This window comes from Rhizobium sp. SVR5-9E (genome assembly GCF_056755095.1).
In genome coordinates this window covers 1-17,609 of record NZ_JBNDHS010000112.1, presented here as the reverse complement: position 1 = coordinate 17,609, position 17,609 = coordinate 1, and the positions used below count along the sequence as shown (strand labels likewise).

The following is a 17,609-nucleotide window of genomic DNA, read 5'->3' as shown; positions in this document are numbered from 1 at the left end:
TCACCGTACAGGTCACTCCCGAGCCGGTTGCCTCTATCCGCAGAGGCCAGGCAAACCGCTTCCTCCTCGAAAGTGCCACCCCCACCAATCGGCTCTTTGACAGCGTTATCCTGGCAACCGGCTATGGCTTGTCCGAGCGTGAGCCGGAAGCGGAGGATTACTCGCCGGTGCGGGCGCAACGCCTCGTCGCCCGGCCGCATACGGTTCTGCTCGGAAGCGGCATTCGCGTCGTCGATCAGTTGCTGCAACTGCGCGACGGCGGCTACACCGGGCAGATCACCATTGTCTCGAAACGCGGTTTCCTGCCGCAGAGCCATACGCCGAATTCCGCCGACCCGGTCTTTCCCGCAGAGGAGCTGCCGCAAAGCCTGCCGGACATTGTGCGTTTTATACGCACCGCCTGCCGCCAAGCGGAAGAGCAGGGCCGTAGCTGGCAATCGGTGATGAACGGCCTGCGCAAGCATGCGCGATCCCTTTGGCGTTCGCTGCCTGCACATCAGAAACGACAGTTCAACCGGCATCTGCGTGCGATCTACGACAGCCATCGCAATCGCCTGCCCGAGGCGATGTACCTGCGCCTGAAGCAGGAGCTAGCTTCCGGCAATACCGGTCTTCGCTGCGGCACTGCCGGGCGCAGGGGACTCAGCGGCATCTTCTTCACGCCGGCCGGATCGAACGTCGAGGAGGTGATTTATGCGGAACGCGTTTTCGATTGCCGCTGCAGGCGACCGGATCTGGCTATGCCGTTGATACAGAGCCTCATCACCTCGGGCCTGGCGGCGCCGGACGAGCTTTCGCTTGGCCTTGCCGTCAATGAGCGCGGCGAGCCATGCCTCGAGGACGGATCGACGGTGAATGGCCTCTTCGCAATCGGTCCGCTCGGCCTTGGCAGCCTGCCGGATATCGATCTGGTTCCTGAGATCGTCAGTCAGGCATATGCAGCCGCCAACAGGATTGGCCAGCAGCTCTATCCTCAAAGCAGAGCTATTTGAAATTATTTCGCTTTCCCTGGGAACCATTTCTCGCTTTACGCAGTTTAAAGCGTCTGGTGTGGTGTCGTTTGGGGGCATTATGGAAGTTGTTGATCGATATGACGTGTCTCTCGTGGATGAGGGTCGCTTTCGGTTGCTTGTGGATGCCATCACTGACTATGCCATCTACATGCTGAGCCCCGATGGATACGTCGTGAGCTGGAATGCCGGAGCCCAGCGGTTCAAGGGCTATCAGCAGGCGGAGATTATCGGTCAGCATTTCTCGCGCTTCTATCTCGACGAAGACCGGGTGGCGGGCCTACCCCAAAGAGCACTTGCGATTGCGGAACGCGAAGGGCGCTTCGAGGGCGAGGGCTGGCGTCAGCGCAAGGATGGCAGTCGCTTCTGGGCCCACGTGATCATCGATCCGATCCGGAGTCCCGTCGGAAAGCTGGTCGGCTTCGCCAAGATCACACGCGACCTGACGGAGCGCAGGGAGGCCGAGGGCGCGCTGAAGCGCAGCGAACAGCAGTTCCGTATTCTGGTCCAGGGCGTCTCCGACTACGCGATCTATATGCTTGATCCGGATGGAAGCGTCAGCAGCTGGAATTCCGGCGCCGAACGTATCAAGGGCTATTCGGCGGAAGAGATCATCGGCAAGCACTTTTCAACGTTCTATACCGAAGAAGATCGCGCAGCAGGTGACCCGCAAAAGGCTCTCGACGCGGCCCGAAAGCATGGCCGTTTCGAGAAGGAAGGTTGGCGCCAGCGCAAGGATGGCAGCCGTTTCTGGGCAAGCGTCGTCCTCGACGCCATCAAGGACGATTTCGGCCGTGTCATAGGCTTTGCCAAAATCACTCGTGACATTACCGAGAAGCGGGAAACGCAGCGAGCGCTCGAGCAGGCTCGTGAGGAGCTGTTCCAAGCCCAGAAAATGGAAGCGATCGGCCAGCTTACCGGGGGGATCGCCCACGACTTCAACAATCTGCTGATGGCCGTATTGGGCAGCCTCGAGATACTGAAGAAGCGTCTGCCGAAGGAGCCTGGGATCCTGCCGCTCGTCGACAATGCGATCCAGGGCGCTCAGCGCGGCGCCGCCTTGACGCAGCGAATGCTTGCCTTTTCACGGCGCCAGGAGCTCGCGTTCGAAAGCATCGATGTTACGAGCCTCATGGACGGTATGGCGGACATGTTGCGCCGCGCGCTGGGGCCGCTGATGATCCTGGACATCCAAGTGCCACAAAGCCTTCCTGGAATCGCCAGCGATCCGAACCAGCTCGAAGCGGCCGTTCTCAATCTCGTGGTGAATGCGCGTGATGCGATGCCGGACGGCGGACGCGTGATCGTGAGGGCGGACGAGCGGACGATCGAGAGCAAGAAAGGGACACTGGCTCCCGGTGCTTACCTCTGCCTGTCGGTCATCGACCACGGCGAAGGGATGGATGAAAAGACGCTCGAACAGGCGACGACGCCCTTCTTCACGACAAAGGGCGTCGGGAAGGGCACCGGTCTTGGTCTGTCGATGGTCCAAGGGCTTGTTGCGCAATCAGGCGGCGAGCTGGTGTTGAAAAGTGACGTGGGAGAAGGCACCGTTGTCGAACTGTGGTTCCCGGCAGTCTTTGCCCAAGAGTCCGAATCCGCGAGAGACATCGAGGAACCGGCGGTGCAGCCCGGCTCCGAGCGCTCTCTCCGCATCCTGGCCGTCGATGACGACAGCCTTGTCCTGATGAATACGGTCTTGATGCTCGAGGACCTTGGCCACCAGGTCATCGACGCGACGTCAGGCGCCGATGCGCTGGCCATCCTCTCCGCCGAGCCGGTTGATCTTGTGATCTCCGATCATGCCATGCCGCTTATGACCGGTGCGCAGCTTGCGGAGGCAATCCGCCGCAGATGGCCGGAAATGCCCATCGTCCTCGCAACCGGTTATGCGGACATCCCTCCTGGCGGTGGTCTCACCGATCTGCCGCGGCTCGGCAAGCCGTTTTCACAGGCACAACTTGCGGAAGCGATCAGCCGGACGATTGCTTCGGCCTGTTCGCCCGGATCTCACTACGGATCACAAAAGCCAGCAGTCCCGCTACCATCAGCGCAAGGGCAAACCATGTGATCGCATAGCTGAGGTGACTGTTCGGAAACACGACCCGCGTCAGCCCGCCGACTGGCAACCCACCGGGATTGGGTGTCGCATCCGCATCTATGAAATAGGGAGCGGCGTTAGCGACATTCTTGTCTGCCGTGATTGCCGCGACGTCGCGGGAATACCAGCGGCCCGCCGCTGGATCGTTCGATTGCAACAACGAGCCTTTCGGTTCGGTCATCCGCAGCAGTCCGGTGATCGTAACCGGAGTGGAAAGCTGGCTCCCGGGCCGCGTGGCGGGATCGCGCTTGTCCGTCGGCACGAAGCCGCGATTGATCAGGATCGCCGTGCCATCGGAAAGCACCAGCGGGGTCATGACCCAGTAGCCGGGCCCCAATTTGGTTGAGGCGTAGACTAACGTTTCCTTGCCGTTCTGCAGCGTGCCGGTTGCTGTAACGTGGCGGTATTCGTCATCGGCAGCATTGGCCGGCCTTCCGGTCGGCGCCGGAACCGGCTCAGCATGCACGCGTTGATCGACGCGGGCGATGAGGTCGAGTTTCCAGGAGAGCCGCTCCACCTGCCAGATGCCAAGCGCGACAAAGCCTGCGATCGACAGCAGCATGAGGCCGCAGAACATTGCGAGCTTGATCGGCGATCGACGCCTGTGTTGGGGTTTGGCGAAGGTGTCTGTCATGGTTCCAAAACCGGAACGGGCGGCGTTGCCGCCGCCCGTTCGATGCCGTTATGGCATGTTCTTCATCATTTCCGGAGACATGGGCATCATGTTGGCGTTGAGGTGATACATGACCCAGAGCGAGCCGCTGAGGGCAATCACCACGATGAGGAGGGTGAAGATGAACGCCATCATGTTCCACCCGCCTTCCGACTTCGTATCGAGATGCAGGAAATAAATCATGTGCACGACGATTTGGATGGCGCCGAAGATCATGATCAGCGCTACCGTCGTGGACTTACTGTCGAAGACGTGGCCCATGACCAGCCAGAAAGGTATCGCCGTGAGGATCACGGAGAGAACAAAGCCGGTCATGTAGCTCTTGAAGGTGCCGTGGCTGGCCTCATGGCCATGTCCGTGTCCATGATCGTGATGGGCGTCGTGACCGTTCCCGTGCGTGGTTACATTCGAGCTCATCCGACAACTCCGATCAGGTAAACAAAGGAAAAGACGCCGATCCAGACAACGTCAAGGAAGTGCCAGAACATGCTGAGGCACATCAGGCGGCGCTTGTTTTCGGCGATCAGGCCGCGCCGGCGGACTTGGATCATCAGCGTGATCATCCAGACGATACCGATCGTTACGTGCAGGCCGTGGGTGCCGACCAGCGTGAAGAAGGCCGAGAGGAAGGCGCTGCGCTGCGGGCCGGCGCCCTCAAGAATGAGGTTCGTGAATTCGTAGAGCTCAAGCCCGACGAAGATGGCGCCGAAGATGCCGGTGATCGCAAGCCATTTCAGCGTCGCCCCCATATTCTGCTTCTGCATCTGCAGCATCGCAAAGCCATAGGTGATCGAAGACAGCAGCAGCATCGTCGTGTTGACGGCGACGATCGGCAGCTCAAAGAGATCGGCAGGCGAAGGTCCGGCCGCATAGTTGCGGCCGACCACGGCGTAGGTGGCGAAGAGGACTGCAAAGATCAGGCAGTCGCTCATGATGTACATCCAGAAGCCGAGCATTGTGCTCCCTTCGGGATGATGCTCCTCCGTCATGTAGAAGACGGGCGCCTTGTCGGCCTCGGTGGCGGTTTTAGCGTAGGTCGTCGTCATGGTTTATACCTGTCCTGGGAGCAGCCTGGTGCGCTCCGCTTCGGTGGTGGTGACTTCTTCCTTCGGGATGTAGAAGTCACGCTTGTAGTTGAAGGTGTGGCCGATCGCGATGGCGATCATTGCGACAAAGGTAACGGCGGCCAGCCACCACATGTACCAGATCATGCCGAACGAGAAGGCAATGGCTATGACGCCGAGGATAAAGCCGGTACCCGTATTCTTCGGCATGTGGATCGGTATGAAGCCATCTGTCGGGCGCTTGTAGCCGCGCTTTTTCATATCCCACCAGCTGTCGTGATCGTAGATGATCGGCGTGAACGCAAAGTTATATGCGGGCGGCGGAGACGAGGTCGACCATTCCAGCGTACGGCCGTTCCACGGATCGCCGGTCACGTCGCGCAACTCCTCGCGCCTGACGAAGCTGACGACAAGCTGGATGAGGAAGCAGGCAATTCCGATCGCAATCAGAACTGCGCCGAAGGCGGCGATGACGAACCAGATCTGCAGGGACGGATCGTCGAAGTGGTTCACGCGGCGGGTAATGCCCATCAGGCCGAGGATGTAGAGCGGCATGAACGCAAACCAGAAGCCGATCTGCCAGAACCAGAAGGACATCTTGCCCCAGAACGCATCGAGCTTGAAGCCGAAGGCCTTCGGGAACCAGTAGTTGATGCCGGCAAACATGCCAAACAGCACGCCGCCGATGATGACGTTGTGGAAGTGGGCGATAAGGAAGAGTGAGTTGTGCAGCACGAAGTCGGCCGGCGGCACGGCAAGCATCACCCCGGTCATGCCCCCGATCACGAAGGTGACCATGAAGCCGATCGTCCAATACATCGGCAGCTCGTAGCGGATACGGCCGTGATACATCGTGAACAGCCAGTTGAACATCTTCGCACCCGTGGGAATCGAGATGATCATGGTCGTGATGCCGAAGAAGGCGTTGACGCTGGCGCCCGAGCCCATGGTGAAGAAGTGGTGCAGCCAGACGAGGTAGGAGAGGATGGTGATGACGACGGTGGCGTAAACCATCGAGGCGTAGCCGAACAGCCGCTTGCCGGAGAAGGTCGCCACGACCTCGGAGAACACACCGAAGGCGGGAAGGATGAGAATGTAGACTTCGGGATGGCCCCAGATCCAGATGAGGTTGATGTACATCATCGGATTGCCGCCGAGGTCGTTGGTGAAGAAGTTCGTGCCGGCGTAGCGGTCGAGAGACAGCAGGGCGAGGACGGCGGTCAGGACCGGGAAGGATGCCACGATCAGGACGTTGGTGCACAGTGCCGTCCAGGTGAAGACCGGCATCCTCATCATCGTCATGCCCGGCGCGCGCATCTTGACGATGGTGGCGATCAGGTTGATGCCCGACAGCAGCGTCCCGATACCGGCGATCTGCAGACCCCAGATGTAGTAGTCGACGCCCACTCCTGGACTGTAGGCCGCATCGGAAAGCGGCGGATAGGCGAGCCAGCCGGTACGGGCGAATTCACCGACGAAGAGCGAAATCATGACGATGATTGCGCCGGCCGTGGTCATCCAGAACGAGAAGTTGTTGAGGAACGGGAACGAGACGTCGCGGGCGCCGATCTGCAGCGGCACGACGAAGTTCATGAGACCCGTCACCAGCGGCATCGCCACGAAGAAGATCATGATGACGCCGTGGGCGGTGAAGATCTGATCATAGTGGTGCGGCGGCAGATAGCCGGGGTTGCCATTGAAGGCGACCGCCTGCTGCAGGCGCATCAGGATCGCATCCGAAAAGCCGCGCAGGAGCATGATCACCGCCAGCACGATGTACATGATGCCGATCTTCTTGTGATCGATGCTGGTGATCCATTCGTTCCAGAGCGAACCCCAAAGACGGAAATAGGTGAGGAGCCCGAGGACGGCGAGGCCGCCGATTGCGACGCCGATGAATGTCATGACGAGGATCGGCTCGTGGTACGGGATCGCGTCGAGCGTCAGCCGTCCAAAGACGAACTTCATAAGGTCGGGATTGGAAAACATGATGTAAGCCTGTTCGTTTGATATCTTCGACGCCAGGCGTCAGTTGCTGTTGCTCGGATGCGCGTGGTCGCCGCCGGACATGTCCATGCCGGGCATGGATGACATGTCCGAATGAGACATTGGCATGTCGTGGGCAGTTTCCGCCTTAGGCGCATCGTCACCTTGTACTGAGGCTTCAGGCCCGAAGTAGCGTTCCTGATTGGGCGAGCCGAACTCGTCGATCGGAGCTGCGTCCTGAATCAGGCGCTCGCGATTTTCGTGGCTCTCCTTGCCAGCGCCGCCCATCATGTCGATGTGCATCATCTCGTTCATGCACATCTTGCCGGGAGTGGCGCACAGGTTGAGGATGGCATTGTAGAGACCGTTGTCGAACGATGCATAATACCGAGCGGGTTCGTTCTGGCTGGGCTTTTCAAGCTTCAGGTAGGCGTCTCGGCTGAGTGGCGTGCCTTGTGTCTTCGCGTTTTGAACCCACTGGTCGAAATCGGCCTGGCTGAGACCATGGAACTTGAAGTGCATGCCGGAAAAGCCGGGGCCGCTGTAGTTCGCCGATAATCCCTCGAATTCGCCCGGATGGTTGATAACGGCGTGAAGCTGCGTCTGCATGCCCGGCATCGCATAGATCTGACCTGCCAGAGCCGGTATGTAGAACGAGTTCATAACCGAAGAGGCGGTGATCTTGAAATTGATAGGCGTGTCGACCGGAGCTGCCAGCTCGTTGACCGTCGCGATGCCGAGATCGGGATAGAAGAACAGCCATTTCCAGTCGAGCGCCACGACTTCCACGTTCAACGGCTTGGCGTCTGCCGGAACGGTTCGCTCCGAATCAAGCCGGCCGAGCGGCCGGTACGGATCGAGCTGGTGGGTGCTGATCCAGGTCACCGCGCCCAAGGCGATGATGATGGCGAGCGGCGCCGACCAGATGACAACTTCGAGACGGGTCGAATGATGCCAGTCGGGATCATATGTCGCCTCGGTGTTCGACTGGCGATACCGCCAGGCAAAGAACAGCGTGAGGAAGATGACCGGTACGATGATCAGCAGCATCAGGACGGTGGAGACGATGATGAGATCACGCTGCTGAACAGCGATATCGCCGGAGGGGGCCATAACAACCATATTGCAGCCGGCAAGCAGGAGGATCAGCGGCAATACGGATAAGCGGCTTGAAATCTTTAATAGTCTTGGCACTTTTGAAAGCTCTTCTCGTTTCGACCATGCAGCCACTAAAGGAGGCTGGCCGTTAGCGGTATGGGGTGTTTCGTCGCACTGCAGCAAAGATGCCGGAACAGCCCGAAACGCTCGCTGCGCTATTCGACGCAGATGCCTCTGGTACGATTGGCCGGGACATGGGCGCGCAACGCGAATCGACGAGTCCTGCCCTGCTGGCACGCGCGTCGCCCGGCGCATTTCCATACGCAGATACAATTTCCCTGCGTGGATACAATTTCGAAAACACGAGATGAACTATTTACGTCATTCGGACTTGATAACCTTGCAGGTTTCATCAAGATCATCCTGAGGCAGTTTGCCGCAAGCACATTGACGAGGAGGCGTTAAATGGCTGGAGTGCACTACGGACCGTCATCGACCGCGCTGGAACGGGACGCGCGAAAATATCACGACGACAGACCTGTCTCGCCGGGCAGTATTGCCATCGGCGTGGTCATCGGGCGCATGTCCGAATTCTTCGACTTCTTCGTCTACGGTCTCGCATCGGTCCTTGTCTTCCCGCAGCTTGTCTTCCCCTTCGCGCCCGACCGTTTGACGGCGACGCTCTATTCCTTTGCAATCTTCTCGCTGGCTTTTCTTGCCCGTCCTGTCGGTTCCGTCGTCTTCATGACGATTGACCGCTTTTACGGCCGCGGCACAAAGCTGACGATCGCGCTCTTCCTTCTCGGCGGCTCGACTGCCTCTATCGCCTTCCTGCCGGGCTATAACCAGATCGGCTACTGGTCTGTGGCGCTCCTTGCACTCTTTCGTCTTGGTCAGGGCTTTGCTCTTGGCGGCGCCTGGGACGGTCTTGCGTCGTTGCTGGCTCTGAACGCGCCGCCCAGACACCGTGGCTGGTACGCGATGATCCCACAGCTCGGCGCGCCGATCGGCTTTGCGCTGGCGAGCATCCTGTTCGGCTACTTCATCACCAATCTCTCAAATGACGATTTCCTCTCCTTTGGCTGGCGCTATCCGTTCTTCGTCGCCTTCGCCATCAACGTCGTGGCGCTCTTTGCACGCTTGCGCCTGGTCATGACGAAGGAGTTCGGCACGCTTCTCGAACAGAATGAGCTGGAGGCCGCGCCTATCCTCGAGGTTTTTCGGATTCACGGTCGCGATATCCTGCTCGGCGCTTTCGTACCGCTCGCGAGCTTCGCGATGTTCCATCTCGTGACGATCTTCCCCCTTGGTTGGGTGAGTCTGCACGGTACCCAGTCGCTGGACGCGTTCATGGTCGTCCAGATCATCGGAGCCCTGGTGGGCTTAGCCGCGATCATCGCTTCAGGGCTGATTGCCGATCGTATCGGCCGCCGCGGCCAACTCGCCGTCTGCGCGCTGCTGATCGCGATCTTCTCGTTCATTGGTCCGATGATGATCGCCGCCGGCGATACCGGCCTTGACGCATTCGTTATCATCGGCTTCGGCGTTCTTGGTCTGTCGTTTGGCCAGGCGACGGGCTCGATCTCTTCGCGATTCGGCCGCGGCTATCGCTACACGGGCGCCGCCTTTACGTCGGACCTCGCCTGGCTCGTGGGTGCCGGTTTTGCTCCGCTTGTGGCACTCAGCCTAGCCAGCCGCTTCGGCTTGCCTTTTGTGGGATATTACCTGCTGTCGGGTGCCATCTGCACGCTTGCCGCGCTTGCCTTCAGCAAGGCGCTGGAGCAGCGCGAATAGAAAATGAACGCATAGGGCCGGATGACGAGAGTGGCTTCGGAGCGCGCGTCTGGAAGCTCCCGCGGTAGGGCTCGGATCAGAATGCATTGGCCGCCTCCGAAGCGTTGCAATCAGCCCGTCTGAATGGGAATTGCGGCGTGCTGTCAGATAGATGAGACGAGTCTGCAGGATTTGTTTCGGGATGAAGCCGGATGTGAAGGAAGCAATTTTGCGGCGATCATCCTTTCGCTATGGATACGCGGCGGGCAAGGAGGCCGGCCCGGATCTGATCGGCCTTACTTGCTGGTGGTTGCGGTTGGGCTGCGGGCTTGTCGTCGGCTCGCTTGAGGCTGAGGTAACGTGCTTGAGCGGCCTGACGGTCCGCGGCAGACAGCTCCTCGACCGGCGCGCCGTGGATGTCGTGGCGCATGGAGCCGGGTTGGGCCGAGGCAAAATAGTAGCGCTTGGAATGAAGGTAGGCGCCGGTCGCCTTCCTCAGTGCGGTCACGCCGGCATCGGGCTTGAGCAAGGGTCGAATCTCATTCCAGAGCCCAAGTGCAAATGGGCGGATTTCATCACCGACCTTTGCCGGGAGAACGTCGATCGGGCGAACAAGCAGGGCGTTAATCGCCTCTGCTTTTCGAATGGCGGCCTCGTTTGCCGTAATCGGGCTGATGCTGGCCGTCCAGGGTTTGGTCATCGATAGGCTCCCATTTTTCTCGTGTCATAGGAAAGAACGATGAATGCTGTATGATACGGATCGTAGATCCTAATTGCCTGCATGCCCTTCTCTTGGCTGCCTCCGACATATGTGAATCAAGAGTGGGCCTGGCAACGGCAGATCGCGGAGTTTGAACCAGGCACGGTATATAGCCGCCGAGAATGCCGGCAGTTTGAACATGCCCCGGGGGTTTGCTCGGAGGAATCGACCGCGTAGATTGCGAGTTGGCCGATGAATGCTTGGGCGCTGCGATCTTCAGGCTCCCGATTAAACGAGTACCATGGGCCTCTATATGGCCAAACGATGGACGCGGTTCCCTCGGTGCCTACCTTTCACCGCTTCAGCCAAAAACCGAGCGCGTCGGACGTCCTGGTGGCGCGCTGTGAAAGATACATCAGGCCGACAAGCGACATATACGCAAGTGCTGCGATCAGCGGCAAGATCAGCGCGAGTGTCGTGACGTTCACGACAATCTGTCCAAACGTAAGTCCGTAGAATATCCAGACCGCCCTTCGGTAAACCCGTTCCGGAATGACGCGGAACTGCACGAGCGGACTTGACCTCTGAATGAAAGGGCCCAGATAAGACATACCCTAGAACCTGGAGGAGGGAAAATGAGCATTCGCACGATTACTCTCATTCTCGCGGGCGGCCTTGCCTTGTCAGGCTGCCAATCTGGTTCAACATCCCAAGGGGGACGGTACGGGGAGTTCGGCTGCATGGCCGGATCCGTTGGCGGCGCGGTCGTCGGCGGTCTCCTCGGAGCGACCATCGGCGCGGGAACTGGTCAGCTGTGGGCCGTTGGCGGCGGCGCTGTGCTGGGTACTGCGGCTGGCAGCGCCTTAACCTGCAGCTGATGCGAAGGGCCGAATGATGAAAAGAGTAATCCTGTTGACGGCATTCGCATGCGCCCAGACCGTTGCGGTCTGGGCGCAGGATCGACCGCTGGCCATGAACCAAGGCCAAATGAATCAGATCGACCGTGATGGCAACGGCGCGGTGGATCGATCCGAATACCAGGCGTTCATGACCACGGCTTTCTCGAACCTCGACAAGAACAAGGACGGCAGTCTCAGTCCCGACGAGGCGAGGGTTCTCAATGCCAAGCAATTTGCCGCCGCCGATGCCAACCGAGACGGCAAGGTAACCCAGAACGAGTTCCTGAACAGGGTGATGGCGGACTTCAAGACGGCCGATCGCAACGGGGACGGCAGCCTGCAATAGAACGCGCGTATCAATTTTCGATTTGAGTGAGCCGACTGAAACCGCGTCGCGGTCGCCGTGACGCGGTTTCAGCCGCATGTGTGATCCGCAAAAAGCGTCCATCGCCGGGAACGATCAAAGTGGATGGGCCGCTGGTTCCGCGGGAAACGCGCCTCCGGCTGCCATAGTGTCGCACCGGCAAGATCGCTCTTGAACCTGTTGCGCCGCAGCATTACATCGCCGGTGATCGAAGCGATTCACCTCCTCCCGAAGCGCTTCGGCTTGACGGACAGCACTCCTCCTCCCAAGCTGTCGGTCACCTATCGAAGCCCGGCGCATCTCCTCCCCGCGCCGGGCTTTTTCATTGCCACGAATGATTGAGCGGACGAAGGCGACGTCACATCGCTTGCGGCCATCGGCGCACCACCGAGCGCATGGTCTTACGCCGCAACCAGCAATGCGCGCAGATCGGTCTTGCGCCGAACCAGATCGGCGACGCTGTAACGATCGAACACCGCAACAAAGGCCTTCGTCGCTTCTGCAAGAACGGGAGGCATGCCGCAGGCGGGCGCGACAGGACACTCGGAACATTCGAGCAGGCCGGTCAGGCCTTCGGTATGCCGCAGGAGAGCGCCCAAGTTGATATCTTCGGCAGGCTGATGCAGCCGAATACCGCCGTTCCTGCCGCGCACGGATTCGATAAACCCAGCATTTACAAGATCTTGAACGACCTTCATGAGGTGGTTCTGGGATATTCGAAAAGTTTCGGCAATTTCGCGGATCGAGCATAGCTCGCCCTCGCGCGCGCCCAGAAACAAAAGCGCGCGAATTGCATAGTCGGTATAGCGTGTCAGTTTCATCATCATGCCTGCGTCAAAAAGACCGGTCCGGAAAAGATGTATTTCATTAGCATGTTTTATCCGATCGTTATAGATGCATTCCAGATGCATGTTTTTGGGCATGGATGCGCTGATGGAATTGGTAACCGAACAACAGATCTCCGCGGTACTCGGCAGATTTTACCAACGGGTTCGTAAGGACGAGCTGCTGGGGCCTGTCTTTGCGGCGGTCGAGGATTGGGATGAGCACCTCGAGCGGCTTGGCGAATTCTGGTCATCGGTGATGCTGATGAGCGGCCGCTATAAGGGCAACCCCATTTTGATGCACCTGCTGCATGCCGACCGCATCCGACCCGAGATGTTCGACCGGTGGCTCGGACTTTGGGAGATCACCACGAAAGAGATTCTGCCTCCGCAGTCTGCGGCCACCATGCAGGCTAAGGCCAGACGCATCGCCGGCCGCCTAGCCACCGCAATCCATGGCTCTCGACCGGGTTCTGCTGATCCGCGTCAAGAGCGGCCCCATTCGACACCGGGATAAGACGCTTTCACCTGGGATCGTCCTTGATGAAAGCCATCCTGGAGCAACCCCGCCCGAAACCCCGCATCATCTAGAGCTCGTCGGTTCCGTAACACTCGCGATCGAGTTCTACGATCGGAAACCCGCAACTTTCCAGCAAGTCTAAGAAAGGACATCGCATGCTGAAACCTCTTTCTCCTCACACCATTGCGCTCGTAAAACAAAGCGTTCCGGCGCTGGCAGTCCATGGAGGCGAAATTACAAAACGCATGTATGCGATCCTGCTCCAGGACGATCACATCCGCGAGTTGTTCAATCACGCAAATCAGGGCGAGGGCGGATCGCAGGTTAAAGCGCTCGCGACGGCAATCCTGGTCTACGCCCAAAACATCGAGAACCTGGGTGGGCTCGGACCAATCGTGGAACGGATTGCCCACAAGCATATTGGCTATAACATTCTGCCTGAACACTACCCCTTCGTTGCCAAAGCCTTGCTTTCTGCGATTGCCGACGTTCTGGGCGAAGCGGCGACGCCGGAGTTCATCAGCGCCTGGGGAGAGGCCTATTGGTTTCTGGCCGAGATTCTCAAGGAACGTGAATCACAAATTCGATCTGAAATCACAGCGGCGGCCGGAGGATGGGATGGCTGGCGTTCATTCACGGTGAGCGAGAAGGTGAAAGAAAGCGAGGTCATCACGTCCTTCGTTCTCCGCCCGACCGATGGCGGTTCGGTCATCAGACACAGGCCCGGGCAATACCTTACCTTCCGCATCAAGCTGCCAGATGGCACGCAGATCAAGCGAAATTACTCAATCTCGTGCGGTCCCAATGACGAGCATTATCGCATTTCGGTGAAGCGGGAAGCCGCCGGACAGGGCGGATCGATCTATCTGCACGATCACGTACAAGTGGGCAGCACGCTGGAAGCGACGCCGCCAGCCGGCGATTTCTATCTTCCCGAAGAACCGGCGCGGCCCGTCATCCTCTTGTCGGGCGGTGTGGGCCTCACCCCCATGGTCAGCATGCTCGAAGCCATCGCCTCCGAATATCCGGACTTGGAAGCGCATTTCGTACACGGGGCACTCAATAGCTCAACCCAGGCAATGGATCGCCACGTAAGATCGCTTGCAAAGACACATGGGCGTGTTGCCGTTCGAACCTTCTATAGTGACCCCTCGGGCGCCGATGCCGCCGGCTATTCGCATGACCATGATGGTCTTGTTACGGTCGGTTGGCTTCAGGATAACACGCCATTCGCATCCGCGGACTTCTATCTCTGCGGCCCCAAGCCGTTTCTGGGTGCATTGGTCGGAGGTCTCGCCCGCGCAGGCGTGCCGCAGGACCGCATTCACTATGAATTCTTTGGTCCGGCGGATGAACTTCTCGCCGCTTAAGGATACCGCCGGGACGAGTTACTCGTCCCGGCTTCACCATGCGTTCGCGACTGTTCCTGCCGGAAAGTCGCAACAAACGACAAGATACCTCCCACGATGAGCAGGCGATTTCTCCGCTGATCAATCGGCGATGCGTTGCCAGGTGTTTGTCTCGAGCGAGCGCTCCATCGCATCGATGATGCGCTCGTTCGCAAGGCCGAACTGAAAGTTCGGAAAGCAATCTGAATCGTTGATGATGCCGTCGATGAGATCGCGAACCTCGATGACCTTGACGTCGAAATAGCCGAGGCCGCCGCCGGCGAAATCGAAGCCGAAAAAGGCTGAGAATTGCGGCACCTGGCTGCCCGCATAGATCGTTTTGAAGCCGCGATCCGGCTTCGGGTCGTTGAACCGGGAAATCTTCAACTCATTGAAGCGTTCGCCGTCCATGATGATGGTGCCTTGCGTGCCGGAGACTTCCCAATAGACGCCGAAGACCTTGCCGGCGGCGACGCGCGAGGCCTCGATCGTGCCGCCGGCGCCATTCTTGAAGCGCACCAGGGCCTGGATCTGGTCTTCGTTTTCGACCGCGGCGCGTGGTGCGTCAGCTCCAGCCCTGGCGCCATAACCGGAACCGCCTTGCGGGATAGGTCGCGTCGGAAAGAAGGTCTGCGTCTGGGCGATGACGCCTTCGACGTCGCCCACCAGATACTGGGCCACGGAAATCACATGGCTGCCGAGATCGCCGAGTGCTCCGGAACCGGCTTCCTTGCGGGTGCAGCGCCAGGAGAACGGCAGGTCTGGATCGTTGAAGAAGCCCTGGTCGAACCATCCCCGGAAGCGCATCGGCGTGCCAATGTCGCCTCGATCGATCAGTTGTTTGGCAAGCATGGCAGCGGGCGTCTTGATGTTGTTGAAGGCAACCATCGTCTTGACGCCTTTGGCCTTGGCGGCGGCGGCCATTTCTTCGGCTTCCGCGAGCGTGACCGAGAGCGGCTTTTCGCAATAGACATGCTTGCCGGCGGCGATCGCCGCCAGCGCCATCTGATGGTGCATGGCATTGGGCGAAGTGATGTCGACGATGTCGACGTTCGGATCGTCGACAAGCTTGTGCCAGTCGCCGGTGCTCTTTTCAAAACCGAAGCGGGCTGCGGCTGCCGCCGCAAGATCGTCCGTGGCGTCGGCCAGCGTGTAAAGGTGCGGAACGGCGGCCAGGTCGCGGTAAAGCAGTCCCGCACGGCGATATGCGTCGGCGTGTGCCTGTCCCATGAAACCGGAACCGATAAGGCCGATGTTGAGTGTTTTCCTGGTCATGGCTTTTTCTCCCGGTCAGCTGTTTGCGCGACGAAGGTGCTGAGGATATGAGAAAGAGCCCGCGTCACGGCAGGGCGCGGCGGCGCGATGGCCGGATCCTGCTCGGCCTCGACTACGAGCCAGCCGCGATAGCCGCTGGTCAAGACGAAGCGCGCGAGCGGGCCGAAATCGACGATGCCATCGCCCGGCACAGTGAACATGCCGGCGCACACGCCGCCATTGAAGCTCAGGTCGCTCCTGCGAACGTTGTCGATGACGGAACCTCGCACGTCTTTCAGATGAATGTGAACGATCCGATCGCCGAAACGCTCGGCCAGTCGCATGTAGTCGAAGCCGCCCGCTACCGCGTGCCCAGTGTCAAGCAGCAGGCCAACCTCGGCGCCCGCCCGGTCGAAGAGGGTGGATATTTCCTCGAATGTTTCGGCGACCATCATCAGATGATGGTGGTAGGCGAGGGCGAGCCCATATTCACCGGAGAGCCGCTTGCCGAATTCAGTCAGCCGTGCGGCATAGGCGGGGACATCCTCTCTCGGCATGATGACGCGCTTCGACATCGGCTCATCGAGCGGTAAGCCAGACGCCATCATCGCGACTTCGCCATAAACCATGACCTTGCAGCCCATCGAGCTCAAGAGGTGAGCGTGAGCGTCGACTGCCGCCATTTCCGCTTTGACGCCGCGTTCGGCGAGTTTTCCGGAGTGCCAGCCCGATGCCAGAGCAAGGCCGCGGCGTTCCAGCAGTGGCCGCAAGGCTTCGACGTTACGCGGGAATTTCCGACCCAGCTCGACGCCCCGGTAGCCCGTCTCGGCGGCGTCGTTCAGGCAAGTCTCGAGCGATATATCCGCGCCGAGATCCTCGAGCACGTCATTTGCCCAGGATAGCGGGCTCACGGCGAGCCGAACGCCGCGAGGCAGTCCTGCAAGCTTCTTGGTTGTCATGTCTGTCTCCCCCTCCGATAGCTGGTCATGAATACCAATCCGGTGCAATCACAACGGCTGGCCCGTCCGCATCGGGACAAGCGCCTCGGATGCTTTCCCCGGCACTGCCTGAGGTCCTGGGGATTGAGCGGCCGCATTCATGCATGAAGGACATCTGTCCGGCATCGTTGGTCGAGCTGAAGCCAGCCAGGTCAAGATAGTGAACCTTGCTGGGCACTGATGCGCAAGCAGAGGGGGAGCAATCAATGAGCAGCGCGGCACAATCTGCTATAACGGCCACGGGACGCGCTGGGTTCTGGCGCAGGAGACGGATGGCGATGCTGCTACGATCAAGCTGCTCGCCCGTCCGGCACTTTATTAATGAGGCTAATCATGCGCTTTGCCATCAACCATATCACGGCCCCGAACCTGTCTCTTGAGGCGTTCTTTGCTACGGCAAGGGAGCTTGGTATTTCCGAGGTCGAGATCCGCAACGACCTGCCGGATATCGTCGGGACGACCGATCCTGCGGCGGTCAGGGTTGCGGCCGAAAATGCCGGGGTCACGATCGTTTCGATCAATGCTCTGTATCCCTTTAACGTCTGGTCTGTCGATCTGCCCGGGAAGGCGCTGAAGCTTGCGGACTACGCAGCAGCGAGCGGCGCGAAGGCCTTGGTGATGTGCCCGCTCAACGACGGCAACGAGGTTTCATTCGATGCCGTGGTAGCAGCTCTGAAGGCGATGAAACCGATCCTCGAAGAACGGCGACTGACGGGCCTCGTGGAGCCGCTCGGATTTCCGATATCGTCCCTTCGCACCAAGAAGGAAGCCATTGCGGCAATCGAAGCGGCGAACGGCAAGGGCGTTTACAAGCTCGTGCACGACACCTTCCATCATCACCTTGCCAGCGAGACGCAGTTCTACCCGGAGTGGACGGGATTGGTGCATGTCTCCGGCGTGGTCGATCCGCATGTCGCGGTTGACGACATGCTCGATGCCCATCGCGTGCTCCTGGAT

General features: G+C 59.5%; 19 protein-coding genes. 9 read left to right on the top strand and 10 right to left on the bottom strand.

Annotated features, from left to right (window positions below; genetic code table 11):
- Both ACPYOJ_RS30075 and ACPYOJ_RS30070 read left to right on the top strand, forming a co-directional pair.
- A partial coding sequence (locus ACPYOJ_RS30075) for an FAD/NAD(P)-binding protein (protein ID WP_481419519.1) occupies positions 1 to 992 on the top strand: 992 nt, incomplete at its 5' end.
- Positions 993 to 1,071: 79 nt separating this feature from the next.
- Positions 1,072 to 3,081, top strand: coding sequence for a hybrid sensor histidine kinase/response regulator (locus tag ACPYOJ_RS30070; protein ID WP_481419518.1), 2,010 nt, complete (start codon positions 1,072 to 1,074; stop codon positions 3,079 to 3,081).
- Here ACPYOJ_RS30070 and ACPYOJ_RS30065 read toward each other — a convergent pair.
- From ACPYOJ_RS30065 to cyoA, 5 genes are read right to left on the bottom strand one after another with little or no spacing between them, the layout of a single operon-like run.
- A complete protein-coding gene (locus ACPYOJ_RS30065) occupies positions 2,984 to 3,745 on the bottom strand; it encodes an SURF1 family protein (RefSeq protein ID WP_481419517.1) in 762 nt (253 codons plus the stop codon). The two genes, ACPYOJ_RS30070 and ACPYOJ_RS30065, sit on opposite strands and share 98 nt — an antisense overlap.
- Positions 3,746 to 3,793: 48 nt before the next feature.
- Positions 3,794 to 4,201, bottom strand: a complete 408-nt coding sequence (cyoD, locus tag ACPYOJ_RS30060; RefSeq protein WP_481419516.1) for a cytochrome o ubiquinol oxidase subunit IV — start codon at positions 4,199 to 4,201, stop codon at positions 3,794 to 3,796.
- Complete coding sequence (gene cyoC / locus ACPYOJ_RS30055; RefSeq protein ID WP_481419515.1) at positions 4,198 to 4,830, bottom strand: cytochrome o ubiquinol oxidase subunit III; 633 nt, start codon at positions 4,828 to 4,830, stop codon at positions 4,198 to 4,200. The genes cyoD and cyoC overlap by 4 nt, the downstream gene beginning before the upstream one ends.
- 3 nt (positions 4,831 to 4,833) lie before the next feature.
- The gene (gene cyoB, locus ACPYOJ_RS30050) at positions 4,834 to 6,837 is read right to left on the bottom strand and encodes a cytochrome o ubiquinol oxidase subunit I (RefSeq protein ID WP_481419514.1); all 2,004 of its coding nucleotides are present in this window, start codon (positions 6,835 to 6,837) and stop codon (positions 4,834 to 4,836) included.
- A 39-nt stretch (positions 6,838 to 6,876) separates the two neighbouring features.
- Positions 6,877 to 8,028, bottom strand: coding sequence for a ubiquinol oxidase subunit II (gene cyoA, locus ACPYOJ_RS30045; protein ID WP_481419513.1), 1,152 nt, complete (start codon positions 8,026 to 8,028; stop codon positions 6,877 to 6,879).
- A gap of 369 nt (positions 8,029 to 8,397) precedes the next feature.
- On the opposite strand from cyoA, the gene ACPYOJ_RS30040 reads away from it, so the two are divergent.
- A complete protein-coding gene (locus ACPYOJ_RS30040; protein ID WP_481419512.1) occupies positions 8,398 to 9,726 on the top strand; it encodes an MFS transporter in 1,329 nt (442 codons plus the stop codon).
- Positions 9,727 to 9,943: 217 nt separating this feature from the next.
- Here the strand turns inward: ACPYOJ_RS30040 and ACPYOJ_RS30035 are convergent, their stop codons facing one another.
- Together ACPYOJ_RS30035 and ACPYOJ_RS30030 are read right to left on the bottom strand one after the other, a co-directional pair.
- Positions 9,944 to 10,405: a ProQ/FINO family protein gene (locus ACPYOJ_RS30035; protein WP_481419511.1), complete on the bottom strand. Its 462-nt coding sequence runs from the start codon at positions 10,403 to 10,405 to the stop codon at positions 9,944 to 9,946.
- Between the two features lie 353 nt (positions 10,406 to 10,758).
- Positions 10,759 to 11,016, bottom strand: a complete 258-nt coding sequence (locus ACPYOJ_RS30030) for a hypothetical protein (RefSeq protein ID WP_481419510.1) — start codon at positions 11,014 to 11,016, stop codon at positions 10,759 to 10,761.
- A gap of 24 nt (positions 11,017 to 11,040) precedes the next feature.
- Between ACPYOJ_RS30030 and ACPYOJ_RS30025 the strand changes: the two genes are divergently transcribed.
- The 3 genes from ACPYOJ_RS30025 to ACPYOJ_RS30015 all read left to right on the top strand — a co-directional run bounded on the left by ACPYOJ_RS30025 (position 11,041) and on the right by ACPYOJ_RS30015 (position 12,010).
- Positions 11,041 to 11,283: a hypothetical protein gene (locus ACPYOJ_RS30025; protein WP_481419509.1), complete on the top strand. Its 243-nt coding sequence runs from the start codon at positions 11,041 to 11,043 to the stop codon at positions 11,281 to 11,283.
- Positions 11,284 to 11,299: 16 nt separating this feature from the next.
- Complete coding sequence (locus ACPYOJ_RS30020; protein WP_168833374.1) at positions 11,300 to 11,650, top strand: EF-hand domain-containing protein; 351 nt, start codon at positions 11,300 to 11,302, stop codon at positions 11,648 to 11,650.
- Positions 11,651 to 11,839: 189 nt separating this feature from the next.
- Positions 11,840 to 12,010, top strand: coding sequence for a hypothetical protein (locus tag ACPYOJ_RS30015; protein ID WP_168833373.1), 171 nt, complete (start codon positions 11,840 to 11,842; stop codon positions 12,008 to 12,010).
- Between the two features lie 59 nt (positions 12,011 to 12,069).
- Here the strand turns inward: ACPYOJ_RS30015 and ACPYOJ_RS30010 are convergent, their stop codons facing one another.
- Entirely contained in the window at positions 12,070 to 12,591 is a 522-nt protein-coding gene (locus ACPYOJ_RS30010) for an RrF2 family transcriptional regulator (protein ID WP_481419508.1), read from the bottom strand.
- Between the two features lie 10 nt (positions 12,592 to 12,601).
- On the opposite strand from ACPYOJ_RS30010, the gene ACPYOJ_RS30005 reads away from it, so the two are divergent.
- On the top strand, positions 12,602 to 13,009 hold the full coding sequence (locus ACPYOJ_RS30005) for a group III truncated hemoglobin (protein ID WP_481419507.1): 408 nt from the start codon (positions 12,602 to 12,604) through the stop codon (positions 13,007 to 13,009).
- Positions 13,010 to 13,167: 158 nt separating this feature from the next.
- Positions 13,168 to 14,382, top strand: coding sequence for an NO-inducible flavohemoprotein (hmpA, locus tag ACPYOJ_RS30000; protein WP_481419506.1), 1,215 nt, complete (start codon positions 13,168 to 13,170; stop codon positions 14,380 to 14,382).
- A gap of 120 nt (positions 14,383 to 14,502) precedes the next feature.
- Here the strand turns inward: hmpA and ACPYOJ_RS29995 are convergent, their stop codons facing one another.
- Entirely contained in the window at positions 14,503 to 15,675 is a 1,173-nt protein-coding gene (locus ACPYOJ_RS29995) for a Gfo/Idh/MocA family protein (RefSeq protein ID WP_481419505.1), read from the bottom strand.
- Positions 15,672 to 16,613: a myo-inosose-2 dehydratase gene (gene iolE / locus ACPYOJ_RS29990; protein WP_481419504.1), complete on the bottom strand. Its 942-nt coding sequence runs from the start codon at positions 16,611 to 16,613 to the stop codon at positions 15,672 to 15,674. Before iolE ends, ACPYOJ_RS29995 begins: the two co-directional genes overlap by 4 nt.
- Positions 16,614 to 16,985: 372 nt before the next feature.
- Here iolE and ACPYOJ_RS29985 point away from each other — a divergent pair.
- Positions 16,986 to 17,609: TIM barrel protein (locus ACPYOJ_RS29985; RefSeq protein ID WP_481419503.1), on the top strand; the 624-nt coding region annotated here is incomplete at its 3' end.

Coding starts and splice junctions, on each gene's coding strand:
- ACPYOJ_RS30070 (WP_481419518.1), top strand. CDS start 1,072: ATGGAAGTTGTTGATCGATATGACGTGTCTCTCGTGGATGAGGGTCGC.
- ACPYOJ_RS30065 (WP_481419517.1), bottom strand. CDS start 3,745: ATGACAGACACCTTCGCCAAACCCCAACACAGGCGTCGATCGCCGATC.
- cyoD (WP_481419516.1), bottom strand. CDS start 4,201: ATGAGCTCGAATGTAACCACGCACGGGAACGGTCACGACGCCCATCAC.
- cyoC (WP_481419515.1), bottom strand. CDS start 4,830: ATGACGACGACCTACGCTAAAACCGCCACCGAGGCCGACAAGGCGCCC.
- cyoB (WP_481419514.1), bottom strand. CDS start 6,837: ATGTTTTCCAATCCCGACCTTATGAAGTTCGTCTTTGGACGGCTGACG.
- ACPYOJ_RS30040 (WP_481419512.1), top strand. CDS start 8,398: ATGGCTGGAGTGCACTACGGACCGTCATCGACCGCGCTGGAACGGGAC.
- ACPYOJ_RS30035 (WP_481419511.1), bottom strand. CDS start 10,405: ATGACCAAACCCTGGACGGCCAGCATCAGCCCGATTACGGCAAACGAG.
- ACPYOJ_RS30030 (WP_481419510.1), bottom strand. CDS start 11,016: ATGTCTTATCTGGGCCCTTTCATTCAGAGGTCAAGTCCGCTCGTGCAG.
- ACPYOJ_RS30025 (WP_481419509.1), top strand. CDS start 11,041: ATGAGCATTCGCACGATTACTCTCATTCTCGCGGGCGGCCTTGCCTTG.
- ACPYOJ_RS30020 (WP_168833374.1), top strand. CDS start 11,300: ATGAAAAGAGTAATCCTGTTGACGGCATTCGCATGCGCCCAGACCGTT.
- ACPYOJ_RS30010 (WP_481419508.1), bottom strand. CDS start 12,591: ATGCCCAAAAACATGCATCTGGAATGCATCTATAACGATCGGATAAAA.
- ACPYOJ_RS30005 (WP_481419507.1), top strand. CDS start 12,602: ATGGAATTGGTAACCGAACAACAGATCTCCGCGGTACTCGGCAGATTT.
- hmpA (WP_481419506.1), top strand. CDS start 13,168: ATGCTGAAACCTCTTTCTCCTCACACCATTGCGCTCGTAAAACAAAGC.
- ACPYOJ_RS29995 (WP_481419505.1), bottom strand. CDS start 15,675: ATGACCAGGAAAACACTCAACATCGGCCTTATCGGTTCCGGTTTCATG.
- iolE (WP_481419504.1), bottom strand. CDS start 16,613: ATGACAACCAAGAAGCTTGCAGGACTGCCTCGCGGCGTTCGGCTCGCC.